The sequence below is a fragment of the Bacillus sp. FJAT-28004 genome (genome assembly GCF_001280845.1).
Classification (GTDB): Bacteria; Bacillota; Bacilli; order Paenibacillales; family Paenibacillaceae; genus Pristimantibacillus.
In genome coordinates, this window is sequence record NZ_LGHP01000001.1 from 3,823,539 (window position 1) to 3,849,258 (window position 25,720).

At 46.5% G+C, this 25,720-nt stretch carries 23 protein-coding genes; all 23 read left to right on the plus strand.

Annotated features, from left to right (window positions below; translation table 11 throughout):
- Positions 1–212: 212 nt before the first annotated feature.
- The 23 genes from AC787_RS16705 to nadA all read left to right on the plus strand — a co-directional run bounded on the left by AC787_RS16705 (position 213) and on the right by nadA (position 25,706).
- Positions 213–1,085, plus strand: a complete 873-nt coding sequence (locus AC787_RS16705; RefSeq protein WP_054025812.1) for an SPFH domain-containing protein — start codon at positions 213–215, stop codon at positions 1,083–1,085.
- A 12-nt stretch (positions 1,086–1,097) separates the two neighbouring features.
- A complete protein-coding gene (locus tag AC787_RS34475; RefSeq protein WP_162839313.1) occupies positions 1,098–1,271 on the plus strand; it encodes a hypothetical protein in 174 nt (57 codons plus the stop codon).
- A gap of 356 nt (positions 1,272–1,627) precedes the next feature.
- The gene (gene spoVT, locus AC787_RS16710; protein ID WP_054025813.1) at positions 1,628–2,170 is read left to right on the plus strand and encodes a stage V sporulation protein T; all 543 of its coding nucleotides are present in this window, start codon (positions 1,628–1,630) and stop codon (positions 2,168–2,170) included.
- Positions 2,171–2,298: 128 nt separating this feature from the next.
- Positions 2,299–4,254: a polysaccharide biosynthesis protein gene (locus AC787_RS16715; protein WP_054025814.1), complete on the plus strand. Its 1,956-nt coding sequence runs from the start codon at positions 2,299–2,301 to the stop codon at positions 4,252–4,254.
- A 366-nt stretch (positions 4,255–4,620) separates the two neighbouring features.
- The gene (gene mazG / locus AC787_RS16720; RefSeq protein WP_054025815.1) at positions 4,621–6,117 is read left to right on the plus strand and encodes a nucleoside triphosphate pyrophosphohydrolase; all 1,497 of its coding nucleotides are present in this window, start codon (positions 4,621–4,623) and stop codon (positions 6,115–6,117) included.
- A 181-nt stretch (positions 6,118–6,298) separates the two neighbouring features.
- A complete protein-coding gene (locus AC787_RS16725) occupies positions 6,299–6,571 on the plus strand; it encodes an HU family DNA-binding protein (protein ID WP_053373361.1) in 273 nt (90 codons plus the stop codon).
- A 3-nt stretch (positions 6,572–6,574) separates the two neighbouring features.
- On the plus strand, positions 6,575–6,865 hold the full coding sequence (locus tag AC787_RS16730; protein ID WP_054025816.1) for an RNA-binding S4 domain-containing protein: 291 nt from the start codon (positions 6,575–6,577) through the stop codon (positions 6,863–6,865).
- Positions 6,866–6,994: 129 nt separating this feature from the next.
- Entirely contained in the window at positions 6,995–7,738 is a 744-nt protein-coding gene (locus AC787_RS16735) for a hypothetical protein (protein WP_054025817.1), read from the plus strand.
- Between the two features lie 170 nt (positions 7,739–7,908).
- On the plus strand, positions 7,909–8,196 hold the full coding sequence (gene yabP, locus AC787_RS16740) for a sporulation protein YabP (protein ID WP_054025818.1): 288 nt from the start codon (positions 7,909–7,911) through the stop codon (positions 8,194–8,196).
- Positions 8,193–8,801: a spore cortex biosynthesis protein YabQ gene (yabQ, locus tag AC787_RS16745; RefSeq protein ID WP_054025819.1), complete on the plus strand. Its 609-nt coding sequence runs from the start codon at positions 8,193–8,195 to the stop codon at positions 8,799–8,801. Before yabP ends, yabQ begins: the two co-directional genes overlap by 4 nt.
- An 8-nt stretch (positions 8,802–8,809) precedes the next feature.
- Entirely contained in the window at positions 8,810–9,118 is a 309-nt protein-coding gene (locus tag AC787_RS16750) for an FtsB family cell division protein (protein WP_054025820.1), read from the plus strand.
- Positions 9,119–9,266: 148 nt separating this feature from the next.
- On the plus strand, positions 9,267–9,794 hold the full coding sequence (locus AC787_RS16755) for a S1 domain-containing RNA-binding protein (protein ID WP_054025821.1): 528 nt from the start codon (positions 9,267–9,269) through the stop codon (positions 9,792–9,794).
- Positions 9,795–10,297: 503 nt separating this feature from the next.
- Positions 10,298–12,790, plus strand: a complete 2,493-nt coding sequence (gene spoIIE, locus AC787_RS16760; RefSeq protein ID WP_054025822.1) for a stage II sporulation protein E — start codon at positions 10,298–10,300, stop codon at positions 12,788–12,790.
- A 696-nt stretch (positions 12,791–13,486) separates the two neighbouring features.
- On the plus strand, positions 13,487–14,212 hold the full coding sequence (locus AC787_RS16765) for a vWA domain-containing protein (RefSeq protein WP_054025823.1): 726 nt from the start codon (positions 13,487–13,489) through the stop codon (positions 14,210–14,212).
- Positions 14,196–15,119 (plus strand): serine/threonine protein kinase, encoded by a 924-nt coding sequence (locus tag AC787_RS16770; RefSeq protein WP_054025824.1) that lies wholly within the window; start codon positions 14,196–14,198, stop codon positions 15,117–15,119. Before AC787_RS16765 ends, AC787_RS16770 begins: the two co-directional genes overlap by 17 nt.
- Positions 15,120–15,158: 39 nt before the next feature.
- Entirely contained in the window at positions 15,159–16,571 is a 1,413-nt protein-coding gene (gene tilS, locus AC787_RS16775) for a tRNA lysidine(34) synthetase TilS (protein WP_054025825.1), read from the plus strand.
- A 50-nt stretch (positions 16,572–16,621) separates the two neighbouring features.
- Complete coding sequence (hpt, locus tag AC787_RS16780; RefSeq protein ID WP_054025826.1) at positions 16,622–17,161, plus strand: hypoxanthine phosphoribosyltransferase; 540 nt, start codon at positions 16,622–16,624, stop codon at positions 17,159–17,161.
- Between the two features lie 98 nt (positions 17,162–17,259).
- The gene (gene ftsH / locus AC787_RS16785; RefSeq protein WP_054025827.1) at positions 17,260–19,257 is read left to right on the plus strand and encodes an ATP-dependent zinc metalloprotease FtsH; all 1,998 of its coding nucleotides are present in this window, start codon (positions 17,260–17,262) and stop codon (positions 19,255–19,257) included.
- Between the two features lie 345 nt (positions 19,258–19,602).
- Complete coding sequence (locus AC787_RS16790) at positions 19,603–20,658, plus strand: BMP family lipoprotein (RefSeq protein WP_054025828.1); 1,056 nt, start codon at positions 19,603–19,605, stop codon at positions 20,656–20,658.
- A 163-nt stretch (positions 20,659–20,821) separates the two neighbouring features.
- Entirely contained in the window at positions 20,822–22,366 is a 1,545-nt protein-coding gene (locus tag AC787_RS16795; RefSeq protein ID WP_054025829.1) for an ABC transporter ATP-binding protein, read from the plus strand.
- A 5-nt stretch (positions 22,367–22,371) separates the two neighbouring features.
- Positions 22,372–23,454 (plus strand): ABC transporter permease, encoded by a 1,083-nt coding sequence (locus tag AC787_RS16800; protein WP_054025830.1) that lies wholly within the window; start codon positions 22,372–22,374, stop codon positions 23,452–23,454.
- A gap of 1 nt (position 23,455) precedes the next feature.
- Positions 23,456–24,418: an ABC transporter permease gene (locus AC787_RS16805; protein ID WP_054025831.1), complete on the plus strand. Its 963-nt coding sequence runs from the start codon at positions 23,456–23,458 to the stop codon at positions 24,416–24,418.
- 349 nt (positions 24,419–24,767) lie between these two features.
- Positions 24,768–25,706: a quinolinate synthase NadA gene (gene nadA / locus AC787_RS16810; RefSeq protein ID WP_054025832.1), complete on the plus strand. Its 939-nt coding sequence runs from the start codon at positions 24,768–24,770 to the stop codon at positions 25,704–25,706.
- Positions 25,707–25,720: the final 14 nt, after the last annotated feature.

The following is a 25,720-nucleotide window of genomic DNA, read 5'->3' on the forward strand; positions in this document are numbered from 1 at the left end:
CGTAGAAAAAATGCGCCGACTTGTGACAGTAGTTAATGGGGTAAATGCGGTGGTGAGGGACAGGGAAGCTCATAATTGCATTGGTTGCTTTTTGTGACGAAGCTGCATCCTCTTTTGTTGCAAAAGTAAAAGAAACAATTGCTTATATATGTAAAAAGTGATATCATATTTATATCAAAATAATATAGCGAAATGATGAAGGAGTGGGGTTTATGAACGAGAAAAAGGCCTGGTATGTGAGCGGATACATGGCATTGCTATTTTCGGTAGTTGCTGCTGCTGGCGGCGTTTTTCTAACTATATCTGAAGCGTCAAAGGACAGCGGGTCTGCATTTATTATCGGTGTTGGTGCCTTTCTAGTTCTGCTGTCAGTCATTTGTCTGTCCTCTCTTACTATCGTGCAACCGAATGAGGCGAAGGTGGTTACGTTCTTCGGAACGTATATGGGATCTGTTCTAGAAAGTGGTCTTTGGATGGTGCTTCCGCTTACGAATAAGGTCAATATTTCACTGAAAGTACGCAATTTCAACAGTCAGACGCTTAAGGTCAATGATGCTGAAGGAAATCCGGTAGAGATTGGAGCAGTTGTTGTATTTAAAGTAATGGATACAGCGAGAGCAAGCTTCGATGTTGATAATTATGAGCGATTCGTAGAAATTCAAAGCGAGACGGCGATACGGCACATTGCCGCGCAATATCCTTACGATGTTTTCTCTGCGGACGCGGCTTCCTCACTGAGAGGGAATGCGGATGAGGTAGCGGCAGAGCTTGGCAATGAACTGCAAAACCGTCTTGCAGTAGCCGGTGTGAAGGTGCTTGAGACTCGCTTGACTCATCTGGCTTATGCTCAGGAAATTGCTAGTGCGATGCTTCAACGGCAGCAAGCGATTGCAATTGTAGCGGCGCGTTCCAAAATTGTTGAAGGTGCAGTTGGTATGGTGGATATGGCACTGCGGCAGCTAGAGGAAAACGGGATCACCTTGGATGCCGAACGGAGAGCGGCGATGGTGAACAATTTAATGGTGGCGATTGTATCTGATCGCGCTGCGACTCCAGTTATTAATACGGGAACGCTGTACGGCTAGAGGCTAATTATTATGGCAAAAGAAAAGAAAGCATTTCCGCTTCGTTTGGATCCCGATATCCATCGTGCTCTTGAGCAATGGGCCGCAGACGAATTCCGCAGCGTCAACGGGCACATTGAGTTTTTGCTCAGAGAAGCGCTCGGCAAAGCAGGCAGGCTCAAAAAAACGAACCAAGAAGGACAATAATGCAGGTAAATGATATACAGGCAAGGGCGGTTATCGATTAAGATCGATAACTGCCTTTTTTATTCGATAAACAATTGAAAAGCATTTGTTTCTCATGCAAGCAAAAGGGAGAAATGGGGAATGCTGAAAACGAGCTTGGGGATGCGTAAAAACGAAGGCTGGACGATGTACCGACAGCCTTTTTCACAAAGAGATGGAACGTTTGGCTTGAACTGTAGTCCGTGCATAAGAAATTGGGAGCGGATGAATACTATGGTCAGATTCAAAATCTTTTGAAGGAAGTTTCTTCTTCGTTATAAAAAAGCTGCAAGAATCCAGTCAATTCAAAATCCTCTAGGAAAGCGGGGCAACAAGAAATGAAAGCAACTGGAATTGTACGTCGCATCGATGATCTCGGGCGTGTCGTGATTCCGAAGGAGATCCGCCGTACACTGCGTATTCGCGAGGGAGACCCTCTAGAAATATTTGTAGATCGTGATGGCGAAGTTATTTTGAAAAAATATTCTCCTATCGGTGAGCTTGGTGACTTTGCTAAGGAATATGCAGAATCGTTATTTGAGGGAACAAATCATGTTACATTGATCACGGACCGGGATACCATAATTGCAGTAGCTGGAGCATCCAAGAAAGAGTTGCTTGATAAGCAGGTGGGCACTGTTCTGGAGAGCTGTATGGAAAATCGCAAGACGCTTGCTGAAGCAAACGGCGGTGCCTTTGAAATTGTGAAGGATACGCAGGAAACGTACAGCTCCTTCGTTATTGCGCCGATCATTGCGGGTGGCGATCCGATTGGAACTGTCGTTCTGCTCAGTAAGGATGAGTCCGTAAAAATGTCTACAATGGAAACGAAGATGGCTGAGACGGCTGCGGGCTTTTTGGCAAAACAGATGGAGCAATAGTAAGAAACAAGGTTATGACAGCTTCTTTGATCGAGAGAAAACTCGATTGGGGAAGCTTTTTCAACGTTTACGATTGTGAGGTATAATAGATACCAATAGAAATCGTGTGATAGGCAGGAGTGAACGGGATGAACCGCAAGCCGGGGGAAAGAGGGCAATCGGCGGAAATGCTAGGGCAGGCGGGCAAGCGAAAAGCGAGCGTGGGAGCGGTCGAAGCGCCCCGAACTTATGCTGAAGGGTCAGCAATCGTTCAGCAAACGGATGCTGGGCATCAACAGGTTACAGAGGCAGAATGGCCAGTTGAAGGACGGGTTCAGGTAGAACGCAGTTCGAAACAGCAGCTTATGAATGGTGTTGCGCTCATGGCGGGTGCGGCATTGTTGTCTAAGCTGATTGGCGTTTTTCAAAAAATACCGCTGCAAAATCTAGCCGGAGACCGCGTATTTGGCATATACAATGCCGTGTATCCGTTTTATCAGCTGGCTGCTGTTCTGGCTACTGCAGGGTTGCCTACAGCTGTATCGCTCCTCATTGCGGAAAGGCTGCGCAAGGGAGATGATGCAGAAGGCGTTAGGCGAACGTTATACGCAGCACTTCTGCTGCTTGGTGTGACGGGTATCATTTCTTTTGGCTTGATGTGGGGTGGAGCGAATCAAGTGGCAGGTTGGATTGGCGATGCGGAGACGGCTGGTGCAATAAGATCGGTCTCGTTTGCGCTGCTGCTTGCTCCATTCGTTGCTGCGTTAAGGGGTTATGTGCAGGGAATCGGACGAATGGGTTTGTCCGCTGCCTCGCAAGTTGTGGAGCAGATGATTCGTGTAGGCATCATGCTGCTTGTGCTTGCTTTAAGCATGTCTGCTGGCTGGACAGATGCATCTGTGGCATCTGGCGTGATGAGCGGATCGGCATTCGGAGCTTGCGCGTCGCTCCTGCTGCTTGCCATATATTTATGGCGCAGGCGCAGCAGTGAGCGGCTTAACCGAATGGCAGGAGCAATACGAGCAGAGATGAGAAAGCTTGCCGTTATTGCACTGCCCGTCGCGCTTGGGGCGGTTGTCGTTCCTGTTCTTGGTGTTGTGGATGCCTTTATGGTTCCTCGTTTATTGCAGGAAGGCGGTGCCTCGGAAGCAGCGGCAATGACATTGTTTGGTATATATAGCCGAGCGCAGCCACTTGTACAGCTTGTCGTTATGGTATCCGGAGCGGCGGCGGCAGCACTTGTACCAAGCATAGCGTTAGCTCGCATGCGGGGTGCATATGGACAGCTTCGGGTTCAGCTCTCGCTTGCGGAGCGGGCGGCATGGGCAATCGGCGCGGCGGCAGCCATCGGTTTGGCGCTGCTTGCGGAGCCGCTCAATATGATGCTGTACTCGGATACCAAAGGCACAATTGCTTTCGCTTTGGTTGGCTGCACTGCCCTTGCGGGCAGTGTGAATGCCGTAACAGCCCCTGTACTTCAAGGGTTAGGCGCCGTGCGTATTCCAGCTATTTTGCTGCTAGTTGCGGCGCTCCTTAAAGGCGTGATTAACGCTGTGCTTGTGCCTCTGTATGGCATTGAAGGAGCAGCTATTGCAGGTGTCGCGGCGCTAAGCGTGGCTGCTTTGCTCGGGTTAATTGCCGTGCGGTATACAGCTGCGGGAGCTGGAGCCTCACTGGTTGGTAGCCGAGCAGGAATGAATGTACCGGTGGGAAAAGGGCGAGTGAAGCCGAGTGGGCGAGCGGTTGAGGCGCCGTACGGTGTTTTTGGGGATGAGCGAGGGGATGGGAGTGGGCGAGAAGAAGGGCGCCAGCCATCGCTTGGGCGCGCGGCGGCGGGCACGGTCTTTGCGCTCGCGGTCATGGCCGCGGCGCTTGTTGTCGCCGAGCGAGCGCTGAGCGCCGCGCTTGGCGGGCTGCCGCCTCGGGCGGCAGCAACTGCGCTTGCGCTGACGTGCGTTGCCGTCGGCGCTTGCGCCTTTGGCGCCGCAGCTTTGCGCGGCGGCGCTATTAGCGCGCGCGAATTGCGCGCGTTGCCGGGCGGCGCTGTGCTGGCCGCCCGTTTGCAGCGCTGGCGGCTTATTCCGCCAGCGAAAGACGAGCAATAGCGCCGCAAGTTGGCGGCGAAGAGCGCACGGCATGTTGTTGTATTGGTCATTTTGAGGAAAATAGATTCCGTATGATATGCTTAGCGCAATGAATAATATGGAAATATATTATGTACTCAAAACATTTATAAAAATAAGTATTTTTTACGGCAATATTGATGTTTATGTAAAATTGGTCCATTATTACTTTTCGAAGAAAAATAAACGAATGATTTCTCATGATTATTACATATGCGAACTCGCGTTGCTTCCCATAAGGAAAACAAGGTTTGCTAATACAGATTTATTTTGCATGAGGCTGGCATTATAGCTACTCCATCAAATTTGGACCACAATACGAATGAATAGTTAAGGAGGCTTATTACTATGGCAACCCCGTATCTTACTGTCGTTGGACTCGGCTCAGGCGATCCTGACCAAATGACGCTTGGCGTATGGCGTAGGCTGCAAGCAGCGAAGAAAATCTTTGTTCGAACAGCCGATCATCCTGCGATGTCGATGCTTCTAGAAATCGGTATGGAATATACCTCATTTGATACTTTGTATGAGCAGCATGACTCATTTCCAGAGGTATACAAGGCGATTGCCGCGACACTAATTGCTGAAGCAAAGAGCATGAGCACAAGCGTGGACGAGCCTATTATTTATGCGGTGCCCGGCCATCCCATGGTGGCTGAACGTACGGTTCAGCTGCTGCGTGAGCAATGTTCGGAAGCAGGCATTGAGCTGCAAATTATCGGCGGTGAGAGCTTCCTTGATCAAGCTTTTATCAGTCTAGGAATGGATCCAATAGAGGGCTTCGCGCTGCTGGATGCAGCTGAACTACAGCCATCTTTATTGCAGCCCCAGTTGCACACTCTGATTGGACAGGTGTATGATGCCTTCACGGCATCTGATGTTAAGCTTGCGCTTATGGAGCGTTATCCCGATGATTACGAGGTTGTGGTAGGGCATGCTCTTGGTGTTGCTTCTCAGCAGCAGATCATTCGCGTTCCGCTATACGAGCTTGATCGCACGCCTGGCTATGGCAATTTGTCGCTGATATGGGTTCCGCGATCGGATGATGCAGCGCTCCGCAATCGTTCCTTTGATCGGTTGCATGAAATTGTATCTATTCTTCGCAGCCCTGAAGGTTGTCCATGGGACCAGGAGCAGACGCATCAGTCCATTCGCAAAAACTTTATCGAAGAGCTCTATGAAGCGCTTGAAGCTATCGATAATGATGATCCGGATGGCATGCAGGAGGAATTCGGCGACGTTATCCTGCAAGTGATGCTTCATAGCCAAATGGAAGAAGAGACTGGCGCATTTTCCATCTATGATGTGATACAATCACTTAACGAGAAGCTTATTTTCCGTCATCCGCATGTATTTGGTGAAGTAGATGCGAGCAATTCGGAAGAGGCGTTAGTCAACTGGGAGCAAATGAAGGCCGAGGAGAAACGGATGAAAGGAACCGATGTGTCTCGCACATCGGCGCTTGATGGCATTCCACCAGACCTGCCAGCACTCATGAAAGCCTATAAGCTTCAGAAAAAAGCGGCTAAGGTAGGCTTTGATTGGGACGAGCTTGGCCCTGTGCTTGCCAAGATTGAAGAGGAGCTCGCAGAGCTGCGCGAAGCGATAGCCTCACAATCGGAAGAGGAGCAGGCCTCTGAGCTAGGTGATTTGCTGTTTGCGGTCGTCAATGCCTCACGCTTCATCCATGCTGATCCGGAAGAGGCGCTTTCCCGCACGAACAAAAAATTCCGCAGTAGATTTGATTATATTGAGGAACAGCTTCGTATAAGCGGTAAAAATTTTGACCAGACTGATTTAACAGAAATGGATCGTTGGTGGGAAGAGGCAAAGCGTCAATCCTAGCTTTCAATTCGTCATGAATCGCCTTTTTTCCGCAACAATCGCAAAAAAATTTCAAATAGCGGCAGGATTTATTTGCTACAAGGCAGAATAAGTATTCTTCGTGAGAGTAAAAATGGGAAGCAAAGGCGGCGCCACAAGCGTCGACCACAAATAATGGTTAAAAATTAGGAGGAATTTTATAATGAACAAAACAGACTTGATCAACAACATTGCAGAAAAAAGTGGTTTGACTAAACGTGACGTAGAAGCAGTTCTTAACGGCTTCTTGGGCGAAGTAACAGATGCACTTGCTGGTGGCGATAAAGTACAATTGATCGGCTTCGGTACTTTTGAAACTCGCAAACGTGCTGGACGCACTGGACGCAACCCGCAAACAGGCGCTCCAATCGAAATCTCTGAAGCAAAAGTTCCTGCATTCAAAGCAGGCAACAAGTTGAAAGAAGCTATCCAATAATTTATGCGATTAGATAAATTTCTTAAGGTATCCCGGCTGATCAAACGCCGTACCGTTGCGAAGGATGTATCGGAGCAAGGTCGCGTATGGATCAACGGCCGCGAAGCGAAAGCAAGCAGTGCCGTCAAAGTCGGTGATGAGCTCCAAATCCAATACGGTCAAAAAATCGTAACCATTCGCGTTGAGCGAATTGCGGAAACGACTCGTAAGGATGAAGCCGGAGAGCTGTATACCTTGGTGAAAGAAGAGCAACGCCAGCGCGAGAACACGCTCGACTGGGAAGTACCGCAATAACAACAAGACTGCCTACAAGCATAATACTTGCAGGCAGTCTTTTTTTTTGCCCAATAAGCCATTCTAAATTCCACGAAATTTCCTGTTTCAACATCATAAAAAAGGTTTATATACTCGGAGGACTAGTCTATGAATCATCTGCAGCTGCCCATTCCCGAGTATCGGCGAAAAGGTTTATCCTTGCTAGGGCATGCGTGTGCTCTCTATTTCAAAAATATAATACCTATTCTAATTTTAGTAGCGATGATAACGATTCCGGTTGAGGCGATCAAAAACTATTATTTTTTTGAACAGGAAGACAGTCTCCTTTTTTTCGAGGCCAACAGCACGGACAATATGGTGAGTTTGTTTTTCTTATGTGTCATCACGCCGATGGTTATATACTACATACTTGCGAGAATGACCGGAGTAAGCGGGGGAATCATGTTACCCATTCTGTGGGGCCTTCGCAAATGGCCGCGCATGATCGCGTACAACTTTCTACATAGCGTCATTATCGTTGCAGGAATTGTAATGTTTGTTGTGCCTGGTCTCTTGTTCGCGGTATGGCTGATGCTGATGCCGATTGTTGTTTCTATTGCAGATACGTCGCGGATTAATCCGATGACGGTTAGCCGTGATTTGGCACGCGGGCGTTATTTCAGGTTTGTTGGTTACGCAATTGGCGGATATTCCGTGTTCATTGTGTTTACAAGCATATTGGTCTTTATTTTCTCTCTCTTTGTAAATCAGTCATGGATAACCGCTACGATATTTGATCTATGCTTAGGCTTGTTCAGCCAGTTGATAACCATAGTGCTTTTGCTTGTCTTTCTACAGGTGAATACAGAATGGAACAACGACGCGTTGAATTCTACTGATCAAGCAGATTAGGTTGGTTCTATTTCTCGTCCACGCCCCATAAGCTAGTCTTAACATATAAGACAGGATAAGCTTCACGCCTATGCCCTTCTTATATTTGACCGCGAAACGTATGCTGCGCCGCACTAGATCGGCTGTAGCCGTTTACGCCAAGACATGTTAACGAAGCGGAGGACGAGTCTATGGTTGACCAAGGCAAGGGGCAGAAGCGTCAGGAAGTCAAAATGCTAAATCGCAAGCTGCTGGAGCTTACCGGAGTCGTAAACGTGGAGAGCTTTGACAGCGAAGAGTTTTTACTCGAAACAGAGCTTGGCTTCTTGGAGGTTAAGGGCCAAAATTTGCATATGAAGCTTCTTAGCCTTGAACAGGGAATGGTAACTATCGAAGGACTCGTCCATTCGCTCGCCTATATGGACGGCAACAATTCCTCCTCTAAATCCAAAGGGCTGTTCGGGAAGTTATTTAAGTGACGCTTGATATGCAATGGTTAACGATGGCGGTCATGCTATTATCAGGCCTTGGCATGGGAACGGTATTCGACGGCTACCGAGTCGTAACGAATGAGCTCAAGCTCCCGCGTTGGTGGCTCCCGGTGCTTGATGTAGTCTACTGGATGGCAGCAGCATTGATCGTCTTTCGGGTGCTGTACGCTAGCAACAATGGCGAGGTGCGAGCGTACGTTTTTATCGGACTGGCTATTGGGATGGTAATCTATTATTTCGTTTTTAGCAGAATCGTTATTCATGTCGTAAAATGGATCATTGGAGCAGTACGAAAACTAATCCAAATTGTGCTAAAATGCTTGGACATCCTTATTGTTAAGCCGATTTTATTACTCTATAAATTGGTAAAGGTAATTTTGGCATTTGGGTCTGCGCTCACTATTTTCACTTTAAAAATTGTGATACAATTAGTCCGTCCATTTTGGAAATTGTTTGTTTGGATGGCAGGTCCAGTCATTCGTCCCCTCGGACGCTGGCTGTCGCGCTACGCTGTCAAATGGCAATTAGCTGAGAGGCTGAGAGGATTTGGACAACGAATAGCTCGATTGTGGGGCAAATGGTTTAGGAGGTAACACCGCTCATGGCAAAAGCATCTGAGAATAAAACGCCAGGGAATGCTGGCACAAAACGCCGGTTCAAACTATGGATGATGTTCATCGTGCTATTTATGGGCTGGGCGGGGTATACGATTTTTGGCCAAATGCAGCAGAAGAACGCAACAGGTCTAAAGCTAACTACAATTCAAGAGATGCTTGACGTTACCACCAAAGAAACCGATGAGCTTAAACGTCAAATTGAACGATTAAACGACCCAGAATATATCGAACAGCTAGCAACAAAAGAGCAGGGCATGGTGAAGAAGGGCGCGCAGCAAATTTTCAGTGACTAATTAGGGCGTTAATTCGGGTGAACGTCTGTTGACCTTACTTGAACGGTTCGGTTATAATCACGTTAATAGCGTTTTCGCAAAACTTTTAGCATATGCTTATGAATTCAGTTTTGCTTCGCATAACTTTTAGGGAGGAACATTTTATTTTATGGCAATTGAAGTGGGCGCTAAGTTAGAAGGAAAAGTGACAGGCATTACGCATTTTGGGGCATTTGTCGACTTGTCGGGAGGTGTCACTGGTCTTGTTCACATTTCGGAAATTGCTGATAATTACGTCAAAGACGTGAAGGATCACCTGAAGATCGACGATGTCGTGAAAGTCAAAGTGATCAACGTGGACAAAGACGGAAAGATCGGGCTTTCCATTAAGCAAGCCATTGACCGGCCAGAAGGCCAACCAGCGCCACAACAACGCGAGCGTCATAGCGGAGGCGGCGGTGGAAGCACTGGCGGTAGTGGTGGTGGTGGCGAACGTTTCAACCGCGGTGGCGGTGGTGGTGGCGGCGGCGGCGGCGGACGTCCCTTCAACAAGCAATCGGCTGGCAGACCGGCATACGGTAAACCGTCATTCGAGGATAAAGTGTCACGGTTCCTGAAAGACAGCGAAGAGCGCATCTCCTCTTTGAAGAAGAATACGGAGGGCAAACGCGGCGGACGCGGTGCCAAGCGAGTATAAGCTGAATCGTCATAACATTATACAAGAAGCAGAACCTAACCGGTTCTGCTTTTTTTGCGTCCAGCTGAGGTGTATTCCTCGCGATTTTTTGTAAGCGTATACAAGTTGCTGTCGAAGCAGGACGCTAAGCCTACGTATATGCTGGTGAATGATTGGACTTGCCTCTAATTGTCACGGTCAATGTCGTTTGTAAAGCGCGCAGAAGCGTAAAAAAAATACTTTTCTCTAATCCTCCATCATTCCCGACACATTATAACGCCGATTCGCCATCATTTCGAAAGCTCGCGGCACATATTTTGTTGTCATACAATTGTACTCAGACTATGCAAAAGGCCAGGCAATCCTATACGCGGTATATGTTTGACAGTGAATTGACAATGACCGCAATGGCATTTATTTTTGTCGGAAAAAATTTACAGATCAGTTGCTTTAACTGACAAACTTTATGCGGACAACCTCCTATAATGAAAAACACATTACATTCGGAATGGTGGTGTCTGCTCATGGAAAAGGAGAACACGGTTGTGCTTCCAGGTATGAAACGGATAGGTCTAGCTCAGACGATGTTGCAGAAAGGTCGGGAATGGGCGGCTGCACGGCGGTTCATTCAAGTCATATTAGCCAAAAAGTGGACGTTTCTACTTGTAGGAGTAGCTTTCTTGCTCGGAAGAGCGGTTATACTCGAGTCGCTGATGCCGTTTGCCATTGCTTATTTCGCCGTTATTTACTTTATGAGAAGGGATATTTACCCGTGGGTAGCGATATCCTTAGTGGCCGGCAGCTGGCTGGCAGCTGATCCTGCACCGATGTGGATTGCAATGGAGATTGCCGTACTATTTCTGTTTCTGAAGGGTTTGGAAACCTACGAGAAGGCTGAGCTGTCATCGGCGCCAATTCTTGTGTTCGCATCAACGCTGATGGTACAGATGTTCAGCATATTTATAGGGGACGAGCTAAGCTGGTACAATTTCATGCTCGTAGTGGTAGAGGCTGCACTCGGTTTTGTACTCACATTAGTTTTCATACAAGCTATACCGGTGCTCACGATGACCAAGAAATCAGCTTCTCTCAAAAATGAGGAAATTATTTGTTTAATGATTTTACTCGCCTCGGTTATGACGGGGGCTGTGGGATGGGTGTTTTACGGAATGTCAGTAGAGCATGTGATGTCACGTTATATGCTGCTGCTCTTTGCTTTAGCAGGTGGTGCACCGCTTGGCGCTTCGGTCGGTGTGGTTGCAGGACTCATTCTAAGCTTGGCTGACTTTGGTGCAGTCGTTCAAATGAGCTTACTCGCATTTGCGGGCTTGCTGGCTGGTCTGCTGCGTGATGGCGGCAAAATGGCAGCGGCATTCGGAATGTTGCTTGGAACATCGATTTTATCCATATATGTAGGAAGTCAGGCTGATGTTATGAGCTCGACTTGGGAGTCGGTTGCAGCCGCAACGCTGCTCATGCTAACACCGCGTATTATGATCCGCACGATTTCACGGTATGTGCCGGGTACGAATGAGCATGCCAAATCGCAGCATGATTATGCGAAGCGGGTACGTGAGGTGACAGCGGACCGTGTATCGCAGTACTCAGAAGTGTTCCGTCAGCTGTCGATGAGCTTTGGCCAGCTCAATAGCAGCGTTACGACGGTAAAAAGGGAGGATGAGATCAGCCATTTTATGAATGCGGTTGCTGAGCGCAGCTGTGCCAATTGCCATCGGCAAAATGCTTGCTGGGAGGATAAGTTTTTTCATACGTACAAAATGATGACCGATATGATGTCTGTTGTAGAGGAGAAACGGGTTCCGTCCCCTAAGGAAATACCGCGTGCTTGGTCGGCGCATTGCGTCAAATCCTCGCAGGTTCTTGTTGATATGACCCAGCAGTACGAGCTTTATCAAAATAATATGCACTGGAAGAAGCAAATATGCGACTCGCGTCAGCTTGTTGCGGATCAATTGCAGGGCGTGTCGCAGGTAATGGAGGATTTGGCTAAAGAAATTAAAAGGGAGGGGCAAACGCTTCATCTGCAGGAAGAGCAAATTCGAGAGGCGGTGGAAGGACTGGGATTATCCGTACAAGGGATTGATATTGTGAGCTTGGAGGAGGGGAATGTGGATATAGAGGTGTACCATACGTTTGGACAGGGCTATGATGAGTGCCGGAAAATAATCGCACCGCTGCTTAGTGATATTTTGGGAGAACATATTGCTGTGAAGTCGGAGCATTCCCCAACAAGAAGCGGTGAGCCGTCTTTAGTCGCGTTTGGTTCGGCCAAGCAGTACGAGGTGGAGACCGGCATAGCGGGTGCCGCCAAGGGAGGAGATCTGCTGTCTGGTGACAGCTTCAGTATGGTGGAGCTTGGAAATGGTAAGTTTGCAGTCGCAATTAGCGATGGGATGGGTAATGGGGAGCGAGCGCGGCAGGAAAGCAGCGCGGCATTGTCGATCCTGCAGCAGCTGCTGCAATCTGGCATGGATGAGAAGCTGGCGGTGAAGTCGGTTAACTCGGTGCTCTTATTACGTTCATCTGATGAAGTATTTGCTACCGTCGATTTGGCGATTGTTGATCTTTATACGGCGCAAACGACGTTTATGAAGATAGGGTCAACGCCAAGCTTTATTAAACGAGGAAATGAGGTCATTCCGATAACCGCGAACAATTTGCCGATTGGCATTCTTCAAGATATTGACGTCGACTTTGTGTCGATGCAGATGCAATCGGGTGATACGCTGGTCATGATGAGCGATGGCATTTATGATGCGCCGGGCCTTGCCGTTAATAAGGAGCTCTGGATGAAACGAATTATTAGCGAACTGGCGACGGATGATCCGCAAGAAATGGCGGATGCACTGCTTGAGAAGGTCGTGCGTCATCATAATGGAGAGATCTTGGATGATATGACCGTGCTTGTTGCGCGAATCGATAAACATTTGCCGGAATGGGCTTCCTTCCGTTTCCCAGGTGTGACGCGTATGGAGCGTCCAAGGACGGTGAGCTGAGTATAGAAGTAACACATGGATAGTGAGATAGTATATAAAATTAAAACAATGAATGAGGGGTACTTGAACAGTGAGCTAGTATCCATGTTATTCTTTGGGCAAGCAGTAGCCTATTTGTCTGTCGGCTGACTCACGCTGACGGCGAACGGGCTATTGCTATTCTTTTTACATAAAAATTAATTTAGGAACCAAGTTTAGACTTGCTTTATTGAATTGACTGACGATTCGGTAATCTCACTAATAGGATTACATAAACGAAAACTTTATTTTTGAAACATCAATCTCTCATACATTCATTCAACGATCATTTCCGGTCGATGAAAGATACAGGGGCGTATGAAGTTTAGTTATGTCCAACGTCAGTGCATAGTAATAACTTAAAAGAAATCGTTATACATATTGGTCTGCTTAACATGCTTATTTTTTAGTGAGAAAAACGGGTGAGTCGTATAAATACAAGTAATATTGGTTTATCTTGCTCGCAAATATCAATTTTTCACTAGTCTAGCTGTTTATCCCTCTCAAAAAAGGCAAAGCTAATAGAAAGGCAAAAAGGCGAAGCCTATGCTTACGAAGCTGCGTTTGATTCTCAAACGCTAAGCCTATGCTTACGAAGCTGCGTTTGATTCTCAAACGCTAAGCCTATGCTTACGATGCTGCGTTTGATTCTCAAACGCTTGAGGAGGGTAAATCATTATGAAGCAAATTTTGTTGATTACAGATGGATGCTCTAATGTGGGACTAAGTCCAGTGATAGCGGCGGCACATGCGCAATCAGATGGAATTTCAGTAAATGTAGTAGGCGTACTCGATCATGGTGATGTAGGAGAGCTGGGTGCAGCTGAGATTGATGAGATTGCGCGTGCAGGCGGCGGGCTAAGCAGAATGGTGAACATGCGTCAGCTTTCGCAGACTGTTCAGATGATGACACGCAAGACGGTTGTGCAGACGATCCAATTAGCGGTTCAGAAGGAACTGAAGCAGGTGCTTGGCAATGGCTCAATCGAAGCGCTGTCGCCGGAGAAGCGCGGTGACGTTGTGCGTGTAATCGATGAGCTTGGGGAGACATCGAATTTGCAAGTAGCGCTCCTTATCGATGCCAGCGCCAGCATGAAGCCAAAGCTGGCTGCCGTGGAAGAGGCGATACGCGATTTAATGCTCAGCCTGCAAGCTAGACAGGGGAAAAGCGAAATTTCCGTATTTCATTTCCCTGGATCGAGACATGGGGACGATTGTTTAATGGATTTGGGCTGGACGAGTCACTTGAATGGCGTTCATGCCATCTTCCCGAGACTGCAAATGGGCGGAACAACGCCAACAGGCCCTGCGATAATGCATGTTATTGATTTTTATCGTCAAGGCGATTATGGTAGACAGAGCAGAGACGAAACGGATGGGATGATGAGTGACTACGTCGTTTAAGGTTGATCTCCGCCGTGGCATGGTGGTGGTTGGCAAGTGGAAACAAGGGCGGTACCGGGTAGAGAGGTTGCTTGGAGAAGGCGCAAACGGTAAAGTATATCTCGTACAGCGTGATCGCAGCTGGTATGCGATGAAGCTCGGTTTAGATGCACTCGATCTCCAATCGGAGATCAATGTGCTGCAGTCGATCGCCAAGCAGAAGCAATACGGGCAGGAATCCTTTTTATTCGACGTGGATGATTTGTACGGTCCGGATGGAAAGGAATATCCTTTTTATATTATGCGCTATGTGCTTGGTTCCAAGCTGGATGATTACTTAAAGCAGCAAGGCACGGAGTGGTTTCCGTTAGTTGGCTTGAATCTGCTAGGCAAGCTGGCAAAGCTGCATCAAGCAGGGTGGGTATTTGGCGACCTGAAGGTAGAAAATGTGCTTGTTGCCGACTACGGTCATGTTGAGCTGGTCGATTTCGGAGGGGTTACAACGGCAGGTAAAGCCGTTCGCCAATTTACTGAGATTTATGATCGGGGCTACTGGAATGAAGGCTCGCGATCTGCTGACCCGCGATACGATTTATTTTCTTTTGGTGTACTTTGCATACAGCTGCATGAACCAAAGCGTCTTCATCAGTTGACGGTGGAGCTGTTGCCGCAAAATCGTTCAGCCGAGGAGCTTATCTTGATTGCTGAATCCAGTTCAGTATTAAAGCCGATTGCCGGTTGGCTGCGTAAAGCTTTTGCAGGACAATATTCGGATGCGGGGGAGGCTTCAGCAGCATGGCGTTTATTGATGCATAGACGCGACACCCATAGACCTTCTGCGACACCAGGATGGTTAAAGGGGCTTGCTGCCCTTTCAGCAGTCTTGCTTGGAACGTCGGTCTACTGGCTCATACGCAATGTGCTGTAGCGGCAACACGCAACGGGAAATGAAGGTGAGGTACAACCTATGAATCTGCGAAACGAGCTTGAGAAAACAGCTGTAGACCGCAGGCTATGGTCGAAGGGAGATCGTATTGTTGTAGCGGTGTCCGGCGGTCCGGATTCGATGGCACTGCTGCATATGTTATCAGTTGTAGCAAAGAGCAATGAAATCTCCATTACTGCAGCTCATGTGAATCACGGCTTTCGAGTAGAAGAGTCGGCACATGAGCTGGTTGTCGTTAAGGAATTTGCGGAGCAGTTAGGGGTTATTTGTGAGACGGTCACTTTCGATATGCCGTCTTATATAGAAGAAACGCGAATGAATGGACAGGCTGCTTCACGCGAGAGGCGATACGCTTTTTTACATGAAATCGCATCACGTTATGGAGCCTCGCGTATTGCCCTCGCCCATCACGCAGATGATCAAGCGGAAACGGTTCTTATGCGCGTAATAAGAGGAACAGGTTTAACTGGACTAGCGGGGATTCTTAGCAAAAGACGAGAAAAAAACGTGGAACTTATTCGTCCGCTGCTTCGTATGAACAAGTCAGACCTTCTGCGTTACTGCGAACAGCATCAAATTCCTTACTGCACGGACAGCAGTAACAAGGAACGCCATTATTTCCGAAATATCATTCGGTTAGATATTTTACCGTATTTATCAAAGCATAATCCGCACATATCCCAATCCCTTCAGCGGCTTGCTGAAGTAGCGGGAGCGGAAGACGAATGGATGGAGAAACAAACCGAAGCGTTATTTGCGCAGCTCGTTACGTTATCCCCCAATGAATGCGCGATAAGCTGCGACGATTTGCATGGTCTCCACGTCGCTTTACAAAGGAGATTGATTAAACTAATATTAAGTTATCTTTCTAAGGAAACGGAAAAGATATCTTTTGAGCAGATTGAGACGATGAGGCTTGCTGCTTCCGCACATGCGCCTGCAACTTGGCGAATCGATGCCGGTGCCGGCATTTGCTGCGCTCGTGAATATGATAGAATGCGATGGATTCAAGTTCCGCAGCATGTATCCAAAGAAGCGAGTGCCTATTTGTGCGAGGTGGGAAGGGATAAATCTAGCTTGGCGATCGAGCAATGCGGGTGGACATTTGAATTTGCTTATACTTCAGCGATAGAAAGTTGCAAGCCTGCATCGCGTTACGAAGCCTGCTTTGATGCGTCGGAACTAACGTATCCGCTCGTTGTTCGAAATCGGCAGCCGGGAGACAGAATTCAGGTTTTAGGATTAAATGGTTCGAAAAAAGTGCAAGATATGTTCGTTGACGAGAAAGTTGCACCGCTGAAGAGAGAGCTATATCCATTGTTGTTTGATGGAGCTGGGAAATTACTCTGGATTCCGGGCATTCGCAGATCAAGTCATGCGCTTACGGATACACATACAAAAGACGTGTTATTCATAAGAGCAGGCAACGAATAAGAAGCACTGGTACACTCATAAATATAGTTAAAGCGTAGGGGGATTTACACTTGCAGAACGATATTCAAGAAGTATTGTACGACGCGCAGCAAATTGGTGAGAAGGTTAAGGAACTAGGTGCAACACTGAGTAAAGATTTTAATGGGCGTAATCCGCTCGTTATTTGCGTTTTGAAAGGCGCGTTTATTTTCATGGCTGATTTGGTTAAGGAAATTACGGTGCCGCTTGAAATTGATTTTATGGCCGTGTCCAGCTATGGGCAATCCACTAAATCATCTGGTGTTGTCAAAATTATTAAAGACCTCGATGTTACAGTCGAAGGCCGCGATGTCCTCATTGTTGAAGATATTATCGACAGCGGACTGACACTTAGTTATTTGATTGATGTTCTAGAGCGTCGCAATGCGAAGTCTGTTACGGTAGTAACCTTGTTCGACAAACCTGGTCGCCGCACAGTTGATTTAGAAGCTGATTACAAGGGCTTCACGCTGCCGGATGAGTTTGTTGTCGGTTATGGACTGGATTATGCAGAACAATATCGTAACCTGCCTTATATTGGTATTTTGAAGCCGCAAGTTTATCAAAAATAATTGCGATTCACCCGTACATGCCCTTCTCCGTACACCTCTATTGTTATGGAAAGTCATGATATGGTAAAATATTTTAAGCGTCTGAGAGGAGGTTGGGGATGAATCGGATCATCCGTAATACTGGTTTTTATTTAATTATCTTTTTGGTGACCGTTGGGATTTTTCAATTTATCAGCAGCCAAAATAACACAACCGTTGGATTGCGTTACGATGAACTCGTTAAGGCAATTGAATCAGGGAATGTTAAAGAGTTAAGTGTTAAGTACGAGAACCAATCTTATTTTGTTTCCGGAAAATATAAAGTGAAACCTGCGGATGCAGAAAACGATCAATTCGTATCAAGGACTGGCGTTAGCGCTGAGCCTAAGATCGCTGAATGGTCGAAGCAGTATGGATTCGCTTATGAGACGAAGGAAATGGATCAGCCAAGCATTTGGCTTACGTTCCTTACCTCCATTATTCCGTTTGTCATCATCTTTGTCCTGTTCTTCTTCTTGATGAACCAAGCTCAAGGCGGCGGCGGCAAAGTCATGAACTTTGGCAAGAGCAAAGCGCGGCTTTATGATAATGAGAAGAAGCGGATAACATTTGAGGATGTCGCTGGCGCTGACGAGGAGAAGCAAGAGCTCGTCGAGGTCGTAGACTTCTTGAAGGACCCGCGGAAATTCAACTTGGTAGGCGCTCGTATACCAAAGGGCGTATTGCTTGTTGGTCCTCCAGGTACAGGTAAAACCTTGCTTGCACGTGCAGTAGCAGGGGAAGCAGGCGTGCCGTTCTTCAGCATTTCTGGTTCAGATTTTGTTGAGATGTTCGTAGGTGTCGGCGCATCTCGTGTGCGTGACTTGTTCGAGAACGCGAAGAAAAATGCTCCTTGTATCATTTTTATCGATGAAATTGATGCGGTAGGTCGTCAACGTGGAGCCGGTCTTGGCGGCGGACATGATGAACGTGAGCAAACGCTCAACCAATTGCTCGTTGAAATGGACGGCTTTGGTGCTAACGAAGGCATTATTATTATTGCAGCAACTAACCGTCCAGATATTCTTGATCCAGCCCTTCTTCGTCCGGGTCGTTTTGACCGTCAAATTACGGTTGATCGTCCTGACTTGAAAGGCCGTGAAGCGGTGCTTAAAGTTCATGCACGCAATAAGCCGCTTGCGAAGGATGTTAAGCTTGAAGTCATCGCAAGACGTACGACAGGTTTCAGTGGTGCTGATCTAGAGAACTTACTTAATGAAGCAGCACTCCTAGCTGCTCGTCGCAATAAGAAAGATATCGCTATGGTTGAGGTTGATGATGCGATTGATCGGATTATTGTCGGTACGGAGAAGAAAAGCCGTGTTGTCAGTGATCGTGAGAAACGTATTGTTGCTTACCATGAGGCGGGACACACCATTGCAGGCTTCTTCTTGGAGCATGCGGATATGGTACACAAGGTTACGATTATTCCTCGCGGCCGTGCTGGCGGATACGTCATCATGCTGCCGAAAGAAGATCGTATGCTTGTAACGAAGCAGGAGCTTCTTGACAAAATCACTGGATTGCTTGCAGGCCGTGTAGCGGAAGAGCTGTTTATCGGCGAAATCGGAACAGGTGCTTACAGTGACTTTAAACAAGCGACGGGTATCGTTCGCAGCATGATTATGGAATACGGTATGAGTGACAAGCTTGGACCGATGCAGTTCGGCAGCTCACAAGGCCAAGTATTCCTTGGACGTGATATTGGTCATGAACAGAACTATTCCGATGCTATTGCATACGAGATAGATCAAGAAATGCAATCCATTATTACGGGCTGTTACGATCGTGCGAAGAAGCTACTGACAGAGAAGAGCAAGGAAATGCATTTGATTGCTCAAACGCTTCTTAGCGAAGAGACGCTTGAAATGGATCAAATCAAACGTTTGGTTGAGACTGGCACTTTGGAAGGCGGTCCTTCTACGGATACAGCTGAAACGAATGAGCCGACTACCGAGCCTATTGTTGAGACTGTTGGAGACGTGAAAGTGCGTATCCAAACTCGTGATCAAGACGAAGCGAAAGCTCCAAACCTTGAGAAACGGGATCAAACAGAAGATCCAGATAAGAACGAATAGTATTTTATGCTTAATTGTTAAAGATAGTCGCTTGGCTACTTGTAGAGTAGCGGGCGACTATTTTTTTCTTTATTAATGTTCGGATTTAGCCTATAATACGTGTATAAACCTCATTTAAAAAATAGAAATACTTACATGAAGGCTTGTCTTTTATTGGCCAGATATTACATATATGTTACATAACAACGACGGTAACGTTTTTCATGTCAATTATATTGACATGTGTTATTGACGTTTATTTTTTTGTAACTATAATGAAATAATAGCGGCCAGTATCAGCAAGAATAAGAAGGTAAACAGGGGTTGCAGTGCTACACAAAAACTAAAGTAGGGGAGAAAACACGCATGAAAAAAACATTTAGCTTTATGCTTGTGATGATGATCGCGTTGACACTAGTGTTGTCGGCTTGCGGAGCAAAGAAAAATAACGAGGGCGGCGCGAACGGGAACAAAAATGAAGGTGCTGCTGTTGAGAGTGATGGTACTGGAAAAGGCAAAAAAATTGGTATGGTTACTGACGTTGGCGGCGTCCACGATAAATCATTTAACCAAAGCGCATGGGAAGCTCTACAGAAAGTAGCTGCTGAGACTGGTGCGGAGACGAAGTTCTTGGAAAGTAAAGGCGAAGCAGACATGGAGCCGAACCTGAACAGCTTTGTTAAAGAAGGATATGACCTTACTTGGGGTATCGGTTTCTTGTTTAATGATGCACTAAGCAAAGTGGCAAAAGAAAATCCAGATGCTAAGCTAGCTGTAATTGACAGCGTAATTGAAGCGCCAAACGTTGCTTCCATTACTTTCGCTGAGAACGAAGGCTCTTTCCTTGTTGGTGTTGTTGCAGGTTTGATGACAAAAACAAATAAAGTTGGATTCGTAGGCGGTATGGAGCTTCCGGTTATCAAGAAATTCGAAGCAGGCTTTAAAGCAGGCGTTGCTGCGGTTAAACCGGATGTGAAGGTTGAAGTGAACTATGCAGGTGACTTTGGTAAACCTGACCTTGGTAAATTGGCTGCTTCGACAATGTACGATGGCGGCGCTGATATTATTTTCCACGCTGCAGGCGCAACGGGTAATGGTGTGTTCAATGAAGGTAAAGCACGTAAAGACAATGGTGAAAACGTTTGGGTTATCGGCGTAGATAAAGACCAATCACTTGAGTTTGGTGATGAAATTACACTAACGTCCATGATGAAGGGCGTTGAGACTGCGGTTCATAAAGTATCCCAAGATCTAATCGCTGGAACATGGGCTGGCGGAACAGTACAAGAGCTAGGTTTGAAAGACAACGCTGTAGGCTTGCCAGAAACATCTAAGAAAAACGTTCCAGCTGACGTTCTTGCTGAAGTAGAGAAATACAAAGCAAAAATCGTTAGCGGCGATATTAAAGTACCTACTGAATAGTTTTCTCCATTCAATGGTATCCTTTGATTGAGGATCGTTTGTTGATGAATCAGACAAGACCGGCTTCGGCCGGTCTTTGTTCTTTGTTAGGATAAGAAAGTGCTTTTAATGTAAATATTTTTTATGCTTATTATAGCGGTAAATACCGGGGAGATGATGAGGAATGGACCGGAGCTTGACGGCTGTACAGTTAAAGGGAATAACAAAACGGTTTCCCGGGTTGGTAGCTAACGATTCCATAAATTTTGAATTAAAGAAAGGTCAGATTCATGCGCTTCTTGGTGAGAATGGCGCAGGTAAATCGACTTTAATGAACATTTTGTTCGGATTGTATCAACCGGACGAAGGTGAAATTTGGGTTAATGGCGAGAAAACAGTCATTGAAGGTGCCTCTAAAGCGATTGACCTTGGCATCGGCATGGTACATCAACATTTTAAACTCGTACAGCCTTTTACCGTTGCTGAAAATATTGTGCTTGGCAATGAGCCTGTCAAAGGAATGAAAATCGACTACAAGCTCGCTAATGAGAAGGTTCGGATGATATCTGAACGTTACGGTCTGAATGTAGATCCTCAGGCGCGAATTAAAGATATTACAGTTGGCATGCAACAGCGTGTTGAAATTCTGAAAACGTTGTATCGTGGTGCTGAAATCGTTATTTTCGATGAACCGACAGCTGTTTTAACGGTGCAAGAAATAGAGGAGCTAATCGATATCATTCGAAACCTGGCTGCTGAAGGAAAATCGATTATTATCATTACGCATAAATTGAAAGAAGTAATGGCTCTTGCTGATGCTGTAACCGTTATTAGACGCGGCAAGGTAATCAAGACAGTTACCACGGATGAAACAAATGAGCAGCAGCTTGCTGAGTTAATGGTCGGCAGGGACGTATCCTTCGAGGTGAAGAAGACGAAGCGCGAGCCTGGTGAAATTATTTTATCTGTGGATGGGTTGCAGATGAAGGGTGATCAAGGTAAAAATGTACTGGATGGCACTAGCTTCAATATTCGTGCAGGAGAGATATTTGGTATAGCCGGTGTTGATGGCAATGGGCAGAGTGAGCTCATTTATGCCATTACGGGGATGCGCAAGGTCGAAGGCGGCAGTATTAAGCTGAATGGAAAGAATATGACTAATAACTCGCCGCGTGAAATTTCGGTTGCGGGAGTAGGACATATACCAGAGGATCGGCATAAGCACGGGCTAGTGCTTGAGTTCTCCGTTAGCGAAAATATGATTTTGAATACGTACTTTAAGCCCGAATTTGGCCGTTCTTTGTTTATTGATTACAACAGTATGGACAAGCTGGCTGATAAGCTCGTTAATGAGTTTGATGTTCGCTCATCCGGTATTCATACGCATGCACGCCAGCTGTCTGGAGGCAACCAGCAGAAGGCTATTATTGCTAGGGAACTGCATAAGGACCCGGATTTGCTAATTGCGGTGCAGCCAACTCGCGGCCTCGACATCGGCGCGATAGAATTTGTGCATAAGCGTTTAGTACAAGCTCGAAACGAAGGGAAAGCGATTTTACTCGTTTCATTTGAGCTTGATGAACTATACGCATTGTCCGATCGGATCGCTGTCATGTATGAAGGCAAGCTAATGGGTGAGGTTGATGCTGAGCAAAGAGATGATCAGCAGCTTGGACTTATGATGGCTGGTAACAAATTAGCCGTACCTGCATCAGAGGGGAGAGGATAGCGTATATGGAAACATTGAAGAAAGTATTTAATAAATCGTCTATCCTTGTTCCTATTGTATCGATCATTCTTGGTTTTGTGGTTGGCGCCATTGCCATGCTTGCTGGAGGGTACGACCCCATTCTAGCGTACTCTTCTTTAATCGATAAGCTGTTCAGCACTCCTTACAATATGGGAGAAGCGGTTCGAGCGATTACACCTTTGATTTTCACAGGTTTAGCCGTTTCCTTCGCTTTCCGTACCGGTCTTTTCAATATCGGTGTAGAGGGACAATTTGTAATGGGGATGACTGGCGCGACGATCGTAGGCGTGCTGCTTGATTTGCCTTGGTATATACATGCGCCTCTAGCTGTGGTTACGGGTGCAGTATTCGGTGGCTTATGGGCAGGTATTGCAGGTTACTTAAAAGCGAAGCGCGGAGTAAATGAAGTTATTTCATCCATTATGCTGAACTGGATCGCATTATTTCTCTCGAATTTTATCGTTGCAAAGTTTCTTGTTGAGAAAGGCCAGCAGAAATCGATGCCGATTCATGAATCTGCTATGGTGAAAATAGACTGGCTTATCAAATTGACAGACAACGCTCGTATGCACTGGGGAACGATTGTTGCGCTCATTTGCATCGTTGTGTTTTATTTCATACTATGGCGTACGAAACAAGGCTATGAGCTGCGTGCTGTCGGGTATAATCCAGATGCAGCGCTATATGCTGGAATGAACGTTAACGTAACGATGGTTAAGTCGATGTTTATAAGCGGTGTATTCGCTGGTCTGGGCGGCGTATTTGAAATTTTAGGCGTTTTCGGCAATCAGACGGTTATGGCCGCTTCTCCTGGATACGGATTCGATGGAATTGCGGTAGCGCTGCTTGGCGGCAACACACCGATTGGTGTGTTCCTTGGCGCAGCTCTATTCGGTGGACTTAGTTACGGTTCTGCAGGTATGAGCTTTGGTGCAGGTGTTCCTCCTGAGGTCGTACGTATCGTAATCGGCGCCGTTATTTTCTTCGTTGCTTCGCATGGATTGGTGAAGTGGTTCTTGAAGCCTTTTCTAAATAAACGTGCAAGCAAGCGGAAGGAGGCGGTGTAGGATGAACGTGCTAGATATCATTGGACAACTTATGAATACAACGCTCGTGTTCTCCACCGCGCTCATTTTTACAGCGCTCGGCGGTATGTACTCTGAGCGTTCAGGAGTTGTTAACATCGGGCTTGAGGGTTTGATGGTTTCAGGAGCATTCGCTGCGGCAGTTGCTACAGAGTATGCGATACAAGCAGGCCTTGGTAGTGCTTCACCGTGGATTGGGTTTATAGCTGCAGCCATTTATGGTACGTTATTCGCTTTATTGCACGCTATTTCAACGATAACATTCCGCGCGGATCAAACCGTCGTTGGTGTCGTTATTAATATTCTATCGCTCGGCTTGTCGCTTTATTTAACCAAAAGCCTTTATGATGGATCAGGTCAAACGCCGCTTTTGGCAAATGTGTTCCACAAAGTGAAAATACCATTTTTATCAGATATTCCGTTGATCGGAAAAGCTATTTTCACTGCTTATCCGACGACGTATATTGTTCTAGTCATCGCAGTAGTCAGTTATTTCGTCTTGTTCCACACGCCGTTTGGCTTACGTCTCCGCGCGGTGGGTGAGCATCCGAGTTCAGCTGATACCGTAGGGATTAGCGTAACGAAATATCGTTATATTGGTGTATTGCTCAGCGGAGCGCTTGCTGGTCTTGGCGGTGCGACTATTACGTTGACGACGACGAGCAGCTTTGCGCATAATACGATTTCGGGGCAAGGATTTATTGCACTCGCTGCACTTATTTTCGGCAAATGGAATCCGCTTGGTGTCGTAGGAGCAGCAATGTTCTTCGGTCTAGCTCAAGCGCTGAGAAGTTTTGCACAGCGCTTTGAATTCTCACAGCATATCCCAGTTGAGTTTTTCTACATGCTGCCGTATGTTCTAACATTGATCGTGTTGGCAGGAGCTGTCGGTCGTTCAAATGCACCAGCAGCACTTGGTCAGCCTTACGATCCAGCAAAAAGATAGTTAATCATTGTCTCTCTCCATCATGGAGAGAGGCTTTTTTTATTTAATACCAAATATCGGAGTCGATAGTGACCGCGTATTTTGTGAAAAAAGGTCCATTTTCGAGGAATGTTAGTGAGATAAAGCTGTCAAAATAAATTATTTTAAATTGCTGCCATAAAAAGGCCTTTAACGCATTGACAGTAGCATCTACCGCGTGTAAATTAAAACTTAATCAAATGAAATTATCCCTTTTGGTTTAAACTAAGGGTAAGCGACTTTCTAAGTTTGTGCATCAATTCACAAAGTTCAGCTTGCCGTATAACGGAATGGGTTATAGCCCATCCCTCATAAGAGGAGAGGATCTACTGTGGAAGCACTGGCACTGGAACGCAAGGCGGAGCAAAACCGAGAGTTGCGTGAACGGTTGTTACAGTTGAAGAAAGAACGGAATGCTATCATTTTAGCTCATTATTATCAACGTGATGAAATTCAAGAGGTAGCCGATTTCCGTGGAGATTCCTTCCTGCTTGCGCAGAAGGCTGCACAAACGGATGCTGAAGTTATTGTTTTTTGCGGTGTTCACTTTATGGGTGAGAGCGCAAAAATTTTGGCACCAAATAAGACCGTTATCATTCCCGACGAGCGTGCAGGCTGTCCGATGGCCGACATGGTAAGTGTTGATGGCTTACGTAAGCTGAAAGCGCAGCACCCGAATGCAAAGGTCGTTACTTACATTAACTCGTCTGCTGAAATCAAAGCTGAGACTGATATTTGCTGTACATCGGCAAACGCAGTTAAAGTGGTAAATTCGGTAGAAGGCGACGAGATCATCTGGGTACCGGACAAAAACCTAGGACACTATGTGCAGCAGAACACAGATAAGAAAATGATTATCTGGGAAGGTTACTGCAATACGCACGACATGCTGACGGTTAAAGACGTAGAAGAAATGAAAGCGAAATATCCAAATGCGCAATTTGTTGTGCATCCGGAATGTCGTCCTGAAGTTGTTGAGCTTGGCGACTTTGTAGGCAGTACAACCGCTATCATTAAATACTGTAAAGAATCAGATTGCCAAGAATTTATCGTGGGTACAGAAGATGGTACAGGATATCAGCTTCGTTTAGACAGCCCAGGTAAAACTTTTCATTTTGCATCTAAATATTTGGTATGCCCTAACATGAAGGTCAATAATTTGAAGAAGCTAGTGAAATGCTTGGAAACAATGCAGCCTCAAATCTATGTACCGCCACATGTTGCAGATCAAGCCCGTTTATCCTTGGAGCGCATGCTACTCGTGAAGTAGTATGCGCTGCTTCT